This is a genomic window from Peribacillus sp. NJ11, from assembly GCF_030348405.1.
GTDB lineage: Bacteria > Bacillota > Bacilli > Bacillales > DSM-1321 > Peribacillus.
This window is the reverse complement of the sequence record NZ_JAUCFO010000001.1, coordinates 2,540,417-2,557,529: the sequence shown is the minus strand read 5'-3', so window position 1 is coordinate 2,557,529 and position 17,113 is coordinate 2,540,417. Positions and strand designations below refer to the sequence as shown.

General features: G+C 39.4%; 13 protein-coding genes and 1 pseudogene. 7 read left to right on the top strand and 7 right to left on the bottom strand.

Features of this window, described 5'->3' with window-relative positions; genetic code table 11:
* Positions 1-125: 125 nt before the first annotated feature.
* The 4 genes from QUF86_RS12620 to QUF86_RS12605 all read left to right on the top strand — a co-directional run bounded on the left by QUF86_RS12620 (position 126) and on the right by QUF86_RS12605 (position 4,614).
* Positions 126-815: a response regulator transcription factor gene (locus QUF86_RS12620; RefSeq protein WP_289318312.1), complete on the top strand. Its 690-nt coding sequence runs from the start codon at positions 126-128 to the stop codon at positions 813-815.
* Positions 812-1,816 (top strand): sensor histidine kinase, encoded by a 1,005-nt coding sequence (locus tag QUF86_RS12615; RefSeq protein WP_289334545.1) that lies wholly within the window; start codon positions 812-814, stop codon positions 1,814-1,816. The genes QUF86_RS12620 and QUF86_RS12615 overlap by 4 nt, the downstream gene beginning before the upstream one ends.
* A 100-nt stretch (positions 1,817-1,916) precedes the next feature.
* Positions 1,917-2,678 carry an ABC transporter ATP-binding protein gene (locus QUF86_RS12610; RefSeq protein ID WP_289326081.1) on the top strand — a complete coding sequence of 254 codons (762 nt, stop codon included), beginning with the start codon at positions 1,917-1,919 and terminating at the stop codon, positions 2,676-2,678.
* Positions 2,668-4,614, top strand: a complete 1,947-nt coding sequence (locus QUF86_RS12605; RefSeq protein ID WP_289334543.1) for an FtsX-like permease family protein — start codon at positions 2,668-2,670, stop codon at positions 4,612-4,614. Before QUF86_RS12610 ends, QUF86_RS12605 begins: the two co-directional genes overlap by 11 nt.
* 304 nt (positions 4,615-4,918) lie before the next feature.
* On the opposite strand, the gene QUF86_RS12600 is transcribed toward QUF86_RS12605, so the two are convergent.
* Positions 4,919-5,986 (bottom strand): NAD(P)/FAD-dependent oxidoreductase, encoded by a 1,068-nt coding sequence (locus QUF86_RS12600; RefSeq protein WP_289334542.1) that lies wholly within the window; start codon positions 5,984-5,986, stop codon positions 4,919-4,921.
* A 538-nt stretch (positions 5,987-6,524) separates the two neighbouring features.
* Entirely contained in the window at positions 6,525-8,165 is a 1,641-nt protein-coding gene (locus QUF86_RS12595; RefSeq protein ID WP_289334541.1) for a PucR family transcriptional regulator, read from the bottom strand.
* Between the two features lie 454 nt (positions 8,166-8,619).
* Between QUF86_RS12595 and QUF86_RS12590 the strand changes: the two genes are divergently transcribed.
* The 3 genes and pseudogenes from QUF86_RS12590 to QUF86_RS28910 all read left to right on the top strand — a co-directional run.
* On the top strand, positions 8,620-9,741 hold the full coding sequence (locus tag QUF86_RS12590; protein ID WP_289334540.1) for an alanine dehydrogenase: 1,122 nt from the start codon (positions 8,620-8,622) through the stop codon (positions 9,739-9,741).
* A gap of 385 nt (positions 9,742-10,126) precedes the next feature.
* Entirely contained in the window at positions 10,127-11,494 is a 1,368-nt protein-coding gene (locus QUF86_RS12585) for an APC family permease (RefSeq protein WP_289334539.1), read from the top strand.
* A gap of 18 nt (positions 11,495-11,512) precedes the next feature.
* Positions 11,513-11,671, top strand: a pseudogene (locus tag QUF86_RS28910) (IS110 family RNA-guided transposase); the annotation flags it as partial.
* Positions 11,672-11,736: 65 nt separating this feature from the next.
* On the opposite strand, the gene phnX reads toward QUF86_RS28910, so the two are convergent.
* The 5 genes from phnX to QUF86_RS12560 are packed head-to-tail and all read right to left on the bottom strand — an operon-like array spanning position 11,737 to position 17,036.
* Positions 11,737-12,552 carry a phosphonoacetaldehyde hydrolase gene (gene phnX / locus QUF86_RS12580; protein WP_289334538.1) on the bottom strand — a complete coding sequence of 272 codons (816 nt, stop codon included), beginning with the start codon at positions 12,550-12,552 and terminating at the stop codon, positions 11,737-11,739.
* Positions 12,549-13,643, bottom strand: coding sequence for a 2-aminoethylphosphonate--pyruvate transaminase (gene phnW / locus QUF86_RS12575; protein WP_289315278.1), 1,095 nt, complete (start codon positions 13,641-13,643; stop codon positions 12,549-12,551). The genes phnX and phnW overlap by 4 nt, the downstream gene beginning before the upstream one ends.
* Positions 13,644-13,668: 25 nt before the next feature.
* Positions 13,669-14,661, bottom strand: a complete 993-nt coding sequence (locus tag QUF86_RS12570; protein ID WP_289315277.1) for an extracellular solute-binding protein — start codon at positions 14,659-14,661, stop codon at positions 13,669-13,671.
* A gap of 13 nt (positions 14,662-14,674) precedes the next feature.
* Positions 14,675-16,291, bottom strand: a complete 1,617-nt coding sequence (locus QUF86_RS12565) for an ABC transporter permease subunit (RefSeq protein WP_289334536.1) — start codon at positions 16,289-16,291, stop codon at positions 14,675-14,677.
* Positions 16,284-17,036, bottom strand: a complete 753-nt coding sequence (locus tag QUF86_RS12560; RefSeq protein ID WP_289315275.1) for an ABC transporter ATP-binding protein — start codon at positions 17,034-17,036, stop codon at positions 16,284-16,286. Before QUF86_RS12560 ends, QUF86_RS12565 begins: the two co-directional genes overlap by 8 nt.
* Positions 17,037-17,113 lie beyond the last annotated feature (77 nt).

Here is a 17,113-nt window from a genome sequence, read left to right as displayed (position 1 = left end):
TAGAGTTGATCGTTTCTTTGTAACGATGGACAGGCTATTTCAGCTCCCGTTTCCTCCCTCCTATAGAACCTACAAAGGTTTTACTATATACTTTTAAGAAAAAGCTGGAAAGTGCGGTGAAACCTTTGTTTAAACTACTATTGATAGAAGATGATACGACGTTATTCAATGAAATTAAAGATAGATTGGCGCAATGGTCTTATGATATTTACGGTATTGGGGATTTTAGTAAAGTGGTTCAGGAATTCACGGATATAAAACCTGATTTAGTCATCATTGATATACAGTTGCCGAAGTTTGATGGGTTTCATTGGTGCAGAATGATCCGGGCCCATTCCAATGTTCCCATCATCTTTTTATCATCACGGGATCATCCGACCGATATGGTGATGTCCATGCAGCTTGGAGCTGATGATTTTATCCAGAAGCCTTTTCATTTCGATGTACTCATCGCAAAAATACAGGCCACCCTCCGCCGGGTATATAATTACAATACCGAAAAGATCGAATTGAAAACCTGGTGCGGTGCAACAGTGGATTACGAGAAGAACACAGTATCGGCCGAGACTGGCTCAATCGAATTGACGAAAAATGAAATTTTCATCTTGAAAAAGCTTATTGAACAGAAAAACAAGATTGTAAGCCGGGAGGAATTGATCAATAGCTTATGGGATGACAAACGCTTCATAAGCGATAACACCCTTACAGTAAATGTGAACCGTTTACGGAAGAGGTTGGATGAACTGGGTTTAGGCCATTTTATCGAAACGAAGGTCGGACAGGGCTATATCGCCGTGGAAGAGGCAAATGCATGATCAGAAAGTATCTCGTGGAAAGGTTCAGCTGGATCACATTCTACATACTGCTTCATCTATTCATCATCTTTGTCGCTTATCTTGATTCGGCCATACCATTAAAGCCAATACTGTATATTGTCTTTTTATCGTTGATCATGTTCAGTATCTTTTTGATTTTCCGTTATAAAAAAGAAACGTTTTTCTATCAAAGTTTGGAAGCGCGGGAAGACAACCTGGATATAACGAATATAGCCGAACCAGAAAGCCCTTTCGAAAAAATAATAGAAAACAGCATCATTAACCAAACCGAATTATTGAAGAAATCCGCATCAATTGGCCGAATGACTTTAGAGCAGGAGAAGGATGAATTATTATCTTGGATTCATGAAGTGAAGACACCATTGACGGCGATGCATTTAATGATTGACCGCTTGGATGATGAATTGCTGAAATCCCATTTGACTTATGAGTGGCTGCGCATTCACCTCCTTCTTGATCAGCAGCTCCATCAAAGGCGCATGCCTTTCATCGAAAATGATTTGTATATTGAAAATACAGATTTGGAAACAATAATCTTTGATGAGATTAAAACGTTGCAATCATGGTGCATTCAAAAAGGCATCGGCTTCGACATACAATTGGATGTAACCGAAGTGCTAAGTGATGCCAAATGGCTGGCCTTCATTATAAGGCAGCTCTTGACCAACTCCATTAAATATAGTGAAAACTCAGATATCACGATATATAGCCATGATCAAGCTGAACAAACGGTTCTTGAAGTGAAGGATTCTGGACGGGGCATCGACCCAAAGGATTTACCCCGCATATTTGATAAAGGATTTACATCCACGACGAATCATCGTGACACGGCTGCAACTGGCATGGGTTTATATTTAACCAAGAATGCAGCAGAGTCCCTATTCATCTCCATTGACGTAAAATCAGAGCTTGGAGTGGGAACGACCGTTACCTTGACCTTCCCAAAAAGAAATGAATTCGTGAATATCACAAGCATGTGACAAAAATGTCACATGCTTTTATTCTTTGTTCGTCCAAACGAAGGAAAAGAAATACATGGCCTTTTATAATGAGGATATAGAAAAAAAGGAGTGTATCCAAATGAATATATTAGAAGCGAAAAAAATCCATAAAAGCTATGGTAATAAATTCAATAAACAAGAAGTATTAAAGGGTCTCGATATAAGCATACAAGAAGGTGAATTCGTAAGTATCATGGGTGCATCCGGTTCAGGAAAAACGACTTTGCTGAACGTCCTTTCCTCGATCGATAAAATCAGCAACGGCACCATTACGATCGATGGAAAAGAGATTTCAGGTATGAAAGAAAAGAACTTGGCGGAATTCCGGAAGAACCATCTAGGCTTCATCTTCCAGGAATATAACTTATTGGACACACTGACTGTCAAAGAAAATATCCTTCTGCCTTTATCCATTACAAAAACACCCAAAAATGAAGCGGCACAAAAGTTTGAAAACGTAGCGAAAGAACTGGGCATATATGAAGTGAAGGATAAATACCCAAACGAAATTTCCGGTGGCCAAAAACAGCGTACGTCTGCAGCACGGGCTTTCATCCATGATCCAAGCATCATATTTGCGGATGAACCGACTGGGGCGCTTGACTCCAAATCAGCATCCGATTTACTGAACAAACTGAGCGAAATGAATCGAAAGCGCAAAGCTACCATCATCATGGTAACCCATGATCCAGTGGCCGCCAGTTATTGCAGCCGGGTCATTTTCATTAAAGATGGACAAATCTATACACAATTGAATAAAGGTGAAGAATCCAGACAAACCTTCTTCAAGGACATCATGAAAACACAAGGTGTATTGGGAGGGGTTCAAAATGAGCATTAATCAACTCATCTTTCGAAATCTGAAGAAGAATCTGAAGAACTATTATCTGTATGTGTTTGCCCTGGTCTTCAGCGCTTCCCTTTACTTTGCCTTTGTCACCTTGCAATATGACCCATCGCTGGATGAAGCGGAGGGTACGGTGAAAGGGGCCGCCTCCATCAAGGCTGCATCGATCCTGCTTGTTGCGATCGTTTCCATATTCCTTTTATATGCCAATAGCATTTTCATAAAAAGACGCAGTAAAGAAATTGGCTTATTCCAATTGATCGGCATGACCAAGAACAGGATATTCCGGATCCTGAGTGTGGAAAACCTGATCCTGTATTTCTGTTCCGTATTCCTGGGAATCTTTGTAGGGTTTGCCGCTTCAAAATTGATCATCATGATACTATTTAAAATAATGGGTGTCCAGGCGATCGCGACCCTTAAATTTTCTTTTCAGCCGCTTGTTCAAACCATTCTCGTTTTTGGCGCCATCTATCTTTTCATCATGTTGATGAATTATGCCTTCATTAAAAGGCAGACCATCCTATCATTATTTAGGGTGACTTCAATGACGGAAGGAAAAGTGAAAAAGGTTTCCATGCTCGAAATGATCATCGGGATATTCGGCATCATCCTGATCATTGCCGGCTATGTCGTTTCATCCAAGTTATTCGATGGAGCCTTTTCAGAGATGACCGAGCTTTTTATGGCCATGATCTTCATTTTGGCATCCGTCATCATCGGTACTTACCTATTCTATAAAGGATCCGTAAGCTTCATCTTTAATATCGTCCGTAAAAAGAAAAATGGCTATTTGAACATCAATGAAGTATTGTCCCTTTCATCCATCATGTTCCGGATGAAATCGAATGCGATATTATTGACGATCATCACGACCGTTTCGGCTTTGGCGATTGGGTTATTATCATTAAGCTATATCTCCTACTACTCAGCGGAGAAAATGGCACAAAGCAGTATCCCCACCGATTTTTCCATGACGGATAAGGGAGATGCGGATGCATTCAAAGAAGCTTTATCAGACAGTAAAATTGATTACGACGAAAAGATGATTGATGTCATTCAAGTGGATGTCAATGTAAAGGAAATAATGGAGACTAGCTTGGAAGGTGTGAACTTTGATCCGGACATCATGACCGTTCCTGTCATCAGTGATGAATCCGTTAAAGGAATCAACGTCGCTGAAGATGAGACCCTTTTCAGCGGATACAGTAATATGATGGAGAAGGTCATGTCCTTGAAGGATTCCGGAAAGATTGAACTGAAGGGCAAACACGAAGTGATTCCGCAAACATATATGGGATTGAATGATGATACCTTCGTTTCCTATTACTTCACGAACGGCGGATTGCCCGTTGCCATTGTAGACCAAACGATATTCGACCGTTTGAAAAAGGATGTCGACCCGAAAATCCAAAAAGTATCATCTGTAAATATCGGCATTGATGTGAAGGATGAAGCTGAAGTTGAAAAAGCGAATGATCTATTCAATAAAATGAGTTTTAAAGAAGAACATGTGAATGATTCCCAATTTGAAATGTTCAACACCCAGAAGAAGAACATGGGTCTTATCATGTTCATCGTCGGCTTCTTGGGGTTAACCTTCCTCATCACATCCGGCTGTATCCTATATTTCAAACAAATGGATGAAAGTGAAGGTGAAAAATCCAATTATACCATCTTAAGAAAACTGGGATTCACACGAGGTGACTTACTAAGGGGAATCCAAGCAAAACAAATTTTCAATTTCGGCATTCCTTTAGTCGTCGGACTGCTTCACAGTTATTTCGCAGTCCAATCAGGATGGTTCTTATTCGGTACCGAAGTTTGGACACCGATGATCATCGTAATGGCATTATACACGGCATTGTACTCGATTTTCGCAATCCTATCCGTATTCCATTACAAGAAGGTCATCAAAGAATCTCTATAATGTCGAAGATGCTAAAAGCTCCAGGGCCCATGAAGCCCTGGAGCTTTTAGACTTAGAAAATCCGAAGAAGTTCCAGCTGTTTTCGGAATCCGCTCCCTTTCCGCCGACTGTCTGCCAAGCCGCATCAAAGTAAACGTCTGTGCGGTCTTGGCTAGCCAGTTATTTGGCAGGAGTGTCGCAAATTTCTTCAATCCTATGGGATTCCAACCATAAAAAAGTAAACCATGTAGGATTACCAAGTCTTGTTTTATCATCATGGTTCGGGGTGAGACATTTCGAACCAGCTTTCAGTTTCCGTTCCCCTTTAAAGGACCCCAGCCGGTTTCTTCATCATTTCCTTAATCAATTCCCTATTGCGCTTTTTAAAGACTTCATTATGGGAAGAGACCATGCCCACTCCGTTAGCGTCAGGCTGGATATATTGCTTTGCCTTGTTTACGGCGTTTGCTGCATCTTGGAAGGTACCTGCTATTAAGTTCAATTTACCTTCGTGCTTTAGGATATCACCGGCAGCGTATATTCCATCCATCGAGGATTCACTGGCGGCAGTACCTTCAATATAATAATTGTCGACTATGGCAATATCCACTTTACTATTTCTAAGCAGTGATGTATCACGCTCATAACCATGATTGATGATGACTTCATCGATCGGCAAGTAAGAAACCTCTCCCGTTTCATGATTCGTCAGTTCAACATGTTCAATTGATTCATGATCAGCGCAAGCGATCAATTTTGTGATCGTGGTATTCAAGAAACATACCGCAGAGCTTTCCATCAATTGTTTCGCTTGTGATTCATGACCTGCTAAACTATCTTTCCTATATGTCAGATACACCTTTTTGGCGATGGGCTCCAATTCATTTGCCCAGTCTATTGCAGAATTCCCGCCGCCTGAAATGATCACCGTTTTATCCTTGAAACGATTGAAAGACTTCACAGTATAGTTTAAATTGGAGACTTCAAACCTTTCTGCACCGTCTATTTCCAACTTTTGCGGATTCAGGATTCCACCGCCGACCGCGACAATGATCGTTTTGGAAAAGTGCTTTTGACCTGATGCTGTATGTAAAACAAAGATACCTTCCTCATTACGTGTGATCGAATCCACTTTTTCATTCAACACGACCGTTGGATTGAATGTTAAACCTTGCTCCACTAGCTGTTCAATTAATTTTTCCCCCGTAGTGGGCGTCAGCCCTCCTACATCCCAAATCATTTTCTCTGGATAAACATGAATTTTCCCGCCTAGCTGTGGCTGGTATTCAATCAGTTTAACTTTCATTTCTCTAAGTCCGCTATAAAAAGTGGAGTAAAGGCCCGCTGGCCCGCCTCCAATAACCGTTACATCAAATAAATCTTGCTGATCCATTTATGTCCACTCCTCGGTAATCAAGTGTGATTGATTATCATTCTCATTTAATCGTACACTCTTTTCTCACTTTTTACAATATGGATTTATTAAAAAACTCTGTTCATTTTAAAAATCAACAGAGTTGTTTATTTCCAATCACTAAAACTTACCATTCATTAAGAACGTATGAATGATAAATGGAGTATTACCATTAGAATGAAAAATTAGGTTGAAAATGGAGTAAGGGTATGGGTGTAATATTAAAAATTAACCTGCTTTATTCATAGATAAAGTAGTTTAACAGGATAGCGCTCTTATCATATGCCCGTTTTTACTATATTAGAAAAGTTGACCCGTTTTAATAAAGTGTTCAACATATCTGTTCGTTGCATTCTGAATAAATCCAATCCAAGATTTGTTCTCCTCAAAGGGCACATCCAGTGAAATAGCTACAAGCGTATAGAGAGTTTTTTCTTTTCGTATAATTAATCTTAGAAAGCAGACTAGAGATATTGCGGAACACGTTGCTATGCGCCCCGTGATTGGCGGTTGATAACTACTTCGTAGGTACTCCCCCTTGTTGTATAAGTTGATATGCTTTCAAAGCCATTTCAACGTTTAATCTGTTCTCAGGCATATCAAAATCAAAATCAAGTATCTTTTTTATTTTTTCCATCCGATGATAGAGTGTTTGTCTTACAATATGCAATTTTTGAGCCGTAAGCTTCTTTGAGCGATCAAACTCAAAGTATTTCGTTAAAGTCAGAAGCAATTCCGTTCCATATTCCTTATCATAGTAAATTAAAGGAGAGAGATAGTCCTCAATAAAATGGGCTGTATCTTGATCATGCTGAATTAATTGAATCAGCCGAAAGATGCCAAGGTCTTCGTAAAAGGCACTTGTTGAAAACGTACGATAATTTAAAGCTAACTGCGCTTCTCGATAACCATTATGAGCATCCAAAAGTAACTGGTATTGTCGCCCAACGCCTATACGGATTTGACTAGATTCACCTTCTCTAACATATAGCAAGGTTTCGATCACTTTCAAGAAGCGCGCCTTTGAGGAATCGGCAGTTCCAAGATCAATAGCTAATACAATAATCTGATTTCTTATTGATGTGATATAGGGTGTAAAAGAATATTTTGCGAACCCAGATCGAATTTTTAAAGAATAATGATAAATAGCAGATTCATTTTCTTCATCCGATAAACTTAATGAAGTCGGATGAAAAACATCTTCGATATCAATGATTGCAATTCGATAACGTATCGAAGCATGCTTAGATTTTAACGAAATAAATCCCCTTGCTTGTTCCTCATTATTGATGCGTCTATAAAGTAAATCATTTAGCCATGTAGATTCTAAACGTAATCGTTTTTCATCCAAATAATGTTTACGCAATAAGTCTTGTGAGATTGCTAGAGAAGCACGATCAAGGATTAGGAAATCAAATTCATCCGATTCACGATCTAAAACCATAACAAGATACGCCCAGATTTGATCCATTGCCCCGATCGGTTGGAGAAGAATAGTATGGTTTAATGCCTTCCATTCAACGGGCGAATCATTTGTAATCCGGTCGTGCCAGTGTTCTTTATCTTCATAAATGGTTTGAAGTAGCTGTTCCATAAATTCATTTTTCAATCCTGGAATCGAAAAAGGTGTTCCTTCTATAGGAAGATAGATAATTGGTGCTTCTGTCTTCTGTTGCAACAACTTTAAAATATTGGATAACCCATGAGTAGTGAGTGACAATGAATGGAACTTTCTTGAAATCGAATCTAATGTAACCAACTTCTCATGATGAGCATTAATGATAAACGAATGCAGATCCTGTGTTATTTCGACGAAATTTATGAATTCTTTGAAAATAATAATCGGAAAGTTATACTCATTTGCCATCTCGATCATTTCTTTAGGGACCTTTTCGAAGTAGTGTCCAAGTTCTATACATAAACATGAGGCGTTGCGTTCGATAAGATTTAACAAAAATGAAGTATTAGAGGAGTCTCTCCATTCAAAGCCAAATCCGGTGGAGAGTATCAGTTCCCCTCCCTGAAAGATGGTATCATCAAAAAACGGAATTTCAAGGACATGTGTCCATTTGACTTGACGGTGCAACCCGTTTGCCCCCGCAACTACCTCCGTCTTTGAAAAGAGTGAACGCTTAAGAACATCTTGTACTGTAAGCATATGTACCTCCACATTTAATAATTGTTAGCTGTATCATCTTATTATAATTATACTAGAATGTCTAAGCCCATAAAATATGGATCCCTATCTCTGTTTAACCCCAAGTAATACGACAAGTATCTGTAAGAGCGTTCTTTTACGTGCTTTGATGAAGTACCTAATCAACCTGAGGATCTTTCATAATGTAATCCATTTACACCGTTTTTCATCAGTTATATATGCGAATGAACGGTGGAGTACTGAAACTTAAAACGACCTAAACATTAGATAAACAATGAAAAATTATCACTTTTTCACCAATGCTGTATTCTGAAAAGTTCAAGATGACCTAAAGTGCTTGGTTAAAAAAAAACTAATATAAATTTAACCTCGTGTCTAATGAAAGGGTTATCATTCCCCTGTAAGATTTTAGAATGTTCAATAAATTAAATGCAATTAAAAAGGAGAATGAACAATGATAGTAGGAGTTCCTAAAGAATTAAAAACTGCAGAGACTAGAGTGGGATTAAATCCAACATGGGTAAAAAAATTGACAGCTTTCGGTCATGAAGTACTAATACAAAGCATGGCCGGTGAAGCTAGTGGTTTTAGTGACGAGAAATATGTTTTGGCTGGAGCACAAATAGTAAACACGATTGACGAAGTTTATGAGAAGGCAGAATTTGTTGTTAAAGTGAAGGAACTTCAACCCTATGAATACGGCCTTCTTAGAGAAAATCAAATGATAATGGCATGGTTTCATTTGGCGGAAGATGTTAATCATGAAATGACTCAGGCATTACTAGATAAAAAAGCAATATCATTATCAATGGAATTAATCGTTTTACCTGATGGGACTAGACCTACGATTAAACCAATGAGTGAAATTGCAGGAACATTAGCAATGCTTGAAGCAGTCAAATATGCACAATATGGTTATGGCGGAAAAGGAATACTTCTCCGGAAACTGGCCGGTTTGCCCTCGAGCAAAGTATTCATACTTGGTGGTGGCAACGCTGGTCTCAATACTGCGCAAGTTGCTGTGGGTCTTGGATTGAATGTAACAATCATGGAAGCATCAATGAAACGCATTGACTATTTGAACAATCAGTTGCCACAGGTGGACATTTTGTGTTGGGATAAAGATATGATGTTCGAAGAACTTATTCAAAGTGATGTTTTAATTAATACAATTTATCCAATGCCAGGGGTAACCGAATCTCTCATAACACGAGAGATGGTCAGTAAGATGAAACCTAATTCTATTATTATTGATATTGCAGGAACGGGTATAATTGAAACCTCACGTTATACGACTTTAGAGGAACCAGTTTACTACGAACAAGAAGTCCTACATTACTGTGTCCCGAATATGCCGGCTCTATGCCCACAAACCTCGACAAACATGATGTTGATGACAACCGGCCCATATATTATGAACATTGCGAATAATGGTTTGAAAGAGGTGGTAGTAAATGATGCAATAGTAAGAAATTGTATCAGCACTTTGAACGGTGAAATTGTTCATCACGAAGTTGGGATCAATCATAACATGCCTTATACAGATATAAAAACGGAGTTACTATTGTCCAAATAATAAAGCGTCCTTAGAGTCATCTCATATTCTACGTTTCATATCTATTGATTAGAAATCAGTATACAAGTTATTGAACAAGTCGCTACTAAAGAAATTCCAGGATTCAGGAAAGATGCCAGCGAGAAAATTTTTGCAGGAATTATATAAGATATAATATACATTCCAATGAATTATCTTTGTCATTCGGCAGACGGCATTCTTTACGAGGAATGGGGAGATAAGTTCTACACAACAAATTCATGGATAATTCAAAGCAGGCTCCCTGGCATCTTTCTGACTTTTTTATGATTACTAGAAAACCACGTATTAAAAAAGCTATGGAAGTAATAATATAGATCCCCTTCTTGTAAAAGGTTAAATCAGGTAAAAGAGGAGAGTATTTTACATGTCAAATTTAAGGAAAACAGATCGAACACTGACACTCATTCCAGTTGTGTTGTTTGGTTTTTCATTTATGGGGTTAACCACAGCTTTTACTACGTATGGTATTGCGGCTAATATTTCCCACGGTATGGTTCCGGGGGCAATGATAGTTGCTCTAGTGGTAATGATGTTTACTGCTTACAGTTATGGGAAAATGGCAATTGCGTTTCCATCTTCCGGTTCTGCTTATGTTTATACGCAAAAATCGATCAATCCCTCTGTTGGATTTCTTGTCGGATGGGTAATCTTAATGGATTATTTATTTATGCCAATGGTAAATTATTTAGTATTTGGTATATTTTTTTCAGCAGCCTTTCCTACAATTCCAAGTTACATCTGGATTGCAGGTATGCTGGTGCTCGTCACTTTTATTAATATTAAAGGATTGAAGTTTGCTACAAATGTAAACGCATTCATAACGATTTTCGCTTTACTTTTTATCCTTATCTTTATAGGTTTTTCTATTAAGGAAATTTTTATGGGCGAAGGCACGGCAACTCTTTTATCTCTTGAGCCATTCTATAATTCGAATGAACCCTTTTCTTATACAATAGCTGGAGCAGCATTATTATGCTTTTGTTTCCTTGGATTTGAATCAGTTACAGCGTTTGCTGAAGAGACAGTGAACCCTAAGAAAACAATTCCCCGAGCTGTTATTTTAATTACTCTTGGTGGTGGTTTAATCTTTACAAGTGTTGCATATTTCTCTTATCTTGTATGGCCAGAATATAACACATTTAATAATCCTGATTCGGCTGCCTACGAAATTATTAAACTTGTTGGTGGAAAGGCGATGTACTCAATATATCTTGCGCTTTACGCATTAGCTGTATTGGGTAGTGCCATGTCGTCCCAGGCAAGTGCATCACGGGTCCTCTATACGATGGGGCGAGATGGACAGTTTCCTAAAAAGTTTTTTGGCACCCTGCATCCGAGATATGGAACACCCGTAAATAATATCCTGATCATTAGTTCTGTCTCTTTGCTTGCTTTATTTTTAAGTTTAGATCTTGTAGCATCATTTATTAATTTCGGGGCGTTTCTTGCGTATACTTGTGTTAATATTGCCGTAATTGCTCATTATTATATTAGAAATAGAGAACGTTCGGTAAAAGGAACTGTCTTATATTTATTTGTTCCTCTTATTGGAGCCGCTCTTGATATTTTACTACTTGTGAATCTTGATGTGCACTCAAAAGTACTTGGAGTAAGTTGGTTAATACTAGGCTTCATTTATTTACTTGTATTGACAAAAGGACTTAAAAAACAGCCACCAGAATTGAAAATCGAAGAAAGTTATGATGTAGATTTAAAAAGCCACGATGCTTGAAAATAAGATAAAAAATACAGTTTAGACACGACTATTGTCGGTATGAGACATACAGGTCATTACTGGATTAATCTATCGAATGGATATCTAACGAAAAGATTGATGTAGTAAGTCAATCCTCACCTTATAAAAAGAAATAAAGAGAATCGAGATAGAACCCAGTCCAAAAGTGAAAAAGTGCAGCATCCCTCATCCCCACTCATGGGTGAACGAGATGCTGCACTTTTTTTTGGCACTGGGAGTTAGCTTGAACGAGGTCTCTTCCCATCTGCTATAAGAAGGTTGATGGTATCTATGAGTTCAGGTAATTCCTCGATCGTTTTGATGGTAAAATCGGCACCGTTTTGCATAAAGGTGTCTGCGGTTTTAGAGATGAGATTTTGTTTATCAAGTTCTGGTAAACTTGTATACTCATTCAAACTCAATCCCATCTCGGAGCTTCCGACAATGACTCCGACCGTCCATACCCCAGCATTCACTCCTTCTTTCATATCGGAAATGGTATCCCCTACCTTCACTACCTTCCTTGATGCCGTTAACTTCAATTCTTCCATATTCCGATATATCATGTAAGGATAAGGCCTTCCAATTGAATGGGTTGCATCCGGGGTTACATGGAAATCCGGCCGGTACCCTTTTTTCAAAGCATTTGCTACGACAACCTCCATCATTGTATCCGTATATCCCGTTGTCGACCCAATCTTCAGGCCGCGATTTCTTAATGCTTCCACCGTCTCGATAACCCCCGGAATGGGATCTGTATAATCCGCCAATGACATCATCAGTGCCGGTTCGAATTCAGCATATAGTTTTTCAACGTCTTCCTCATTGAATGGCCTTCCGTATTGGTTTTCCCATAACGAAGATATCCTTGGCATGGTCAGCATCGCACGAATATGGTCGATTTTCAGCATGCCCATCGGAGCTCTTGCTTCTTCCATCGTCACGTCCAGTCCAGCATTCTTAAAAATATCCACAAAAACATTCACTGGCGCAAAACATCCAAAATCCACAGCTGTTCCAGCCCAATCCAAAATGATTCCCTCTACCTTATTCATACTGTCACCACTTTCATATATTTTTCTACGATTCTGCCAAGTTCCTCGATATCTTCTTCATGGATTTCGCCAATATTACCGATCCGGAATGTATCTATGTCAGTCAGCTTTCCAGGGTAAATTACGTAACCCCTCTCTTTGATAAAGTTGTAAAAGTCCTCAAAATCAAAGGTTTCACTAGGAAAAAGGAATGTTGTAATGATGGGCGATTGTTTATCAGGTGAGATATATGTACGAATGCCCAATTTACCCATCAGCTCCCTCAGCCTATCATTATTATTTTTATAGCGGGCGAATCTGGCTGGAATGCCGCCTTCTTCCGTCAATTCTTCCAACGCTTTAGCGAACGCGGCCACTACATGTGTCGGAGATGTGAAACGCCATTTCCCATCCTTGTCCATTTCTTTCCACTGATCATATAAATCCAGGGACAAACTGCGGGCATTGCCTTCACAAGCCAACAATTTATCAAGCTTTGCGATGACAAAACCAAAACCTGGGATACCTTGAATGCATTTATTTGCACTGCTGATCAAATAATCAATTCCGAGTTCAGGCACATTCATCTCAACTCCGCCAAAGCTGCTCATCGCATCAATGATCAAGGTTTTCCCTTGTTCCTTTGATATCTTCGAAACCATTTCTATCGGATTCAAAATCCCAGTAGTCGTTTCACAATGAACCATGGCAATATGTGTGATGTCCCTATCATCCAGTAACATGTTCCGAATTTCAGCTTCTTTTGGAAATTCATTATACTCAACGCCATATTCAACATGATTCAGTCCGATGCACTCTGCCATTTTCACAATCCGTTTTCCATATGCGCCATTCGTTATGATCAGCACTTTATCGGATTTTGAAAGTGCGGTCGTCAGCACAGATTCGACAACGAACGAGCCGCTTCCCTGCATAAGTACAGCCGTATATTCTCCGTTTGCAGCATATGCCAATTCAAGAAGCTGGGATCTGATTTTTTGGGTGATTTCTTTATAATCATTTTCCCAAGTACAGCGGTCAACAAGCATTTCCTGTTTCACCGTACTTGTAGTGGTCAATGGTCCAGGCGTTAAAAGTTTATAGGTATTCATTTTCCTTCACTCCTCACTGTATTTATCATTGTGCTGATTTAAAGAACTCTTGATGCTGTTTTAATAATTCGACCGTTAGAGGCTGCTTGAATTTCATCGGGTGAGCCGGTTTGTTCTTTTCCGTTACCTTTTCACCTTCATAAAGTGCGACCGGGTAATGTTCCAACAGTTCTTCTCTAGCATCTTTACTGATCGTTTCTGCCATTTTCATCGCTAAACTTGTTTTAGCTTCATTATCTTTATTCACGACAGCGACGGATTCCGTGTATGAGAAATTCCCCTCAATCGGATCGACAAACTTAATCGGTAATCCCGACTCTTTAGCCATCACGGCTTGATAGCGTAAACCAAAACCGGCAGCCACTTCCCCTGCTTGCACTTTATTGATTGGACCTGAACCTGAGCTCTCAAGATGCGGACCGCTATTTGCTATTAAATCATGGAGAACCTTTTTCCCTTCTGCGTCACCGTATTGACTGATAATTGCTTGAACTAACAGCCACCCTGTTGAAGAGTCCAGGATATTAGGAATTGAAACGAACCCTTTATATTCCGGCTTTGTTAAGTCCTTAATCGAAATCGGCATCGGCAGGCCTTTTTGTTTGAGTACTTCCGTATTCACAAAAATGGAACCGGTATTGGCCAAAATCGGCGTATAATAGGCTGGATTTTGTTCCAATGCTTTTGTACTGAATGACAGGTCCTTGAACATGGAATGCTGATCCTGTGCACTTTCGATGAAATAGGAACTCATCGTCACGACATCAGCCTCGATTTCATCGCCTTCTGCCAGCAGTTTCCCTCCTAATTCAGATGTGCCTAACGATTGAAGGACATATTTCCCTTCGTAACCGGCATTTTTCAGGGAAGTCTCCATTGCTGCAGTGGCTTCTTCATCGCCATTCGTGTAAATGACCACCTTTTCTTCATCCGCTTTGCCACTGTTACGGCCCACCAATACAAATACCAAACTTAAAGCAACTAAAGAAAGTAAGGCGATCTTGATCGTTTTAAACATAATATCCCCCTCATTAATGTTTGAATTGTCTTTTTTGATAATGATCACAAAGCAACTTAACGATTAAATTTGTAAAAAAGATAAGTAAAGACAGGATGAATATTTCATTGAATTTGGCAAAATGCTGAAGCTCTTTAATTTTACTGGCCACTAATGTGGTTTGGGCCGTGACCAAAAAGATGATTCCGCTGATCGTCACCATACTATTGATGAAATAGTAGCTGAACATCTCGATTACCGTAGATGCCGAGTTTGGCAGAATGACACGATAGATTGTCCTGATCCAGCTATCCCCCAATAGATTCCCGGTGGTTTCCCAAGCAGGATTCATTTTGGATAAAGAGTTTTTCGCCATTAAATAGGGTGTCGTAAAGAAGTGGACCATGTTACATAGAATGATGATGGCAAAGGTCCCCTTCCAGCTGCTGCCGTTGAACAGCAGTAAATACGATAAACCCAACACCATTCCTGGTACTGTATTCGTCAGCATTGAAATGACATCCATTGACGATTTCCCCTTAAGGGGCGTTCGGACATTCAAAACTGCCGAGCTAAAGGCGATGAACGTTCCCAGTACGGCCGTCATCAAGGCAACGAATAAGGAGTTTTTATAGACTGCCGTTAAATCGCTCGATTGGAATGTGTCGATAAAGTGCTTTAAGGTGAACGAGAGATCGTAAGGGAAACTAGTTAAAAATGGTGCAATGAACATGACCGCAAATACAGAAAACATCCCTATTAAGACCAGCAGCGAGATACCCCCAAAACATATATCCCTCCCTTTGTGCTGCGTCATTTCGATATCGCTGAACTTGTCGTAATGAAAATTAAGTTTCTCCAGATAGTTTAATAGGAAAACGCTGAATACTACCGGAATGAGCATGAGAATGGCAATCACTGCACCATTATTGAAATCAGGGATTGAACCTAGCATGACTTGATACAGTTGCGTCGCAACAACGGAGTAGGTCCCGCCGACTGAAGCCGGTATCCCAAAATCGGTGAAGCTCAAGATGAAGGAAAGGACAAAGGCTCCTCCCAAAGTTCCCGACAATGGCCGTATGATCGTATTCATGAAACTTCTTATCGTTCCGTCACCCATTAATTTCGAAACGATCATGAACTTTTTATCCATATACTTGAAGGAATTATTAATGAGCAGAAAAGCTGATGGCAATGTATAAATCACATAACCTATCAATAATCCATTAAAGCCGTATATATCGAATAGATTCCTTCCAAAGATCTTCGTTATGATTCCTTGATTGCCGAAAGAGTAGATGATCGCAAACCCGAATGTGATCGTCGGAAGCAGCATCGGAATAAGGATCCCTGTTTTAATTACACTTTTTAATGGCCTATATAATCGGGTGCAATGGATGGAATAGGCCAGGAAAAAGGCTAAAACGGTCGTAATGACGGCTGTGAGCCCTGAAATTTTCACGCTGTTTCCAAATGACTTCATCAGCTCTGCATTTGAAAGGACCGTTAGATAATTCGAGAGATTGATTCCATCTGCCGTTTCAAAAGAACGGACGAACAATATGCCAAGCGGCAAAAAAAGAAAAGCGGCAAATAGCAGTAAGATAGGTATATAAATGACTCTCATTGCCGGTTTTACATCAGGCATACTTTTCACCGAATAAGTTATAAATATTTTCTCTCTTGATCTCCAGTTGTTTTAGAATGAATTCCTTTACAAAATCATTGGCTGGCTGATTGATGATTTCTTGGGGTGATCCAAATTGAGAAATATTCCCTTGATTAATGATCAAAATTTTATCGGACATCGTCAAAGCCTCTTCAGGGTCATGTGTCACTATGATCGTCGTCAGCTTATATTCTCGGGCAATGGATTTGATGCGTTCCTTTATCGATTCCTTGATGACACCATCCAAAGCACTCAGTGGCTCATCTAGTAAAAGGATCTTCGGTTTCATTACAAGAGTCCTTGCGATCGATACCCTTTGTTTCTGACCACCTGATAATTCGCTGATCCTCTTTTTCAAATGCGGTGTTAGTTCCAGGAAATCGATGTATTCCTGAAGCTCTTCCTTGGAAACCGATCCCTTCCTGTTCCTCAATCCATAAACGATATTTTCATAGGCATTTAAATGAGGGAAAAGAGCGTAATCCTGGAAAACGATATTAAATCCCCGGTCTTTCATGGGCACGTTACTCAAATCGGTATCATTGAAAATGATTTTTCCATGATTGATACCCGTCAGGCCCAAAATAATATGTAATAAAGTAGTTTTGCCGCTTCCACTTGGTCCTAATAGTGAAACGATCTCCCCCGTTTTAATTTCAAGATTTATATTATCCAAAACTGATTTTCCATCGAATTGCTTGCTAATATTTTGTAATTTTAGCAAACCGTTCACCTCCTTCAATACACCCTCAGTATAAAAGCCATTTGTAAAACGAATTTGAGATTTTTGTAAATACTCTG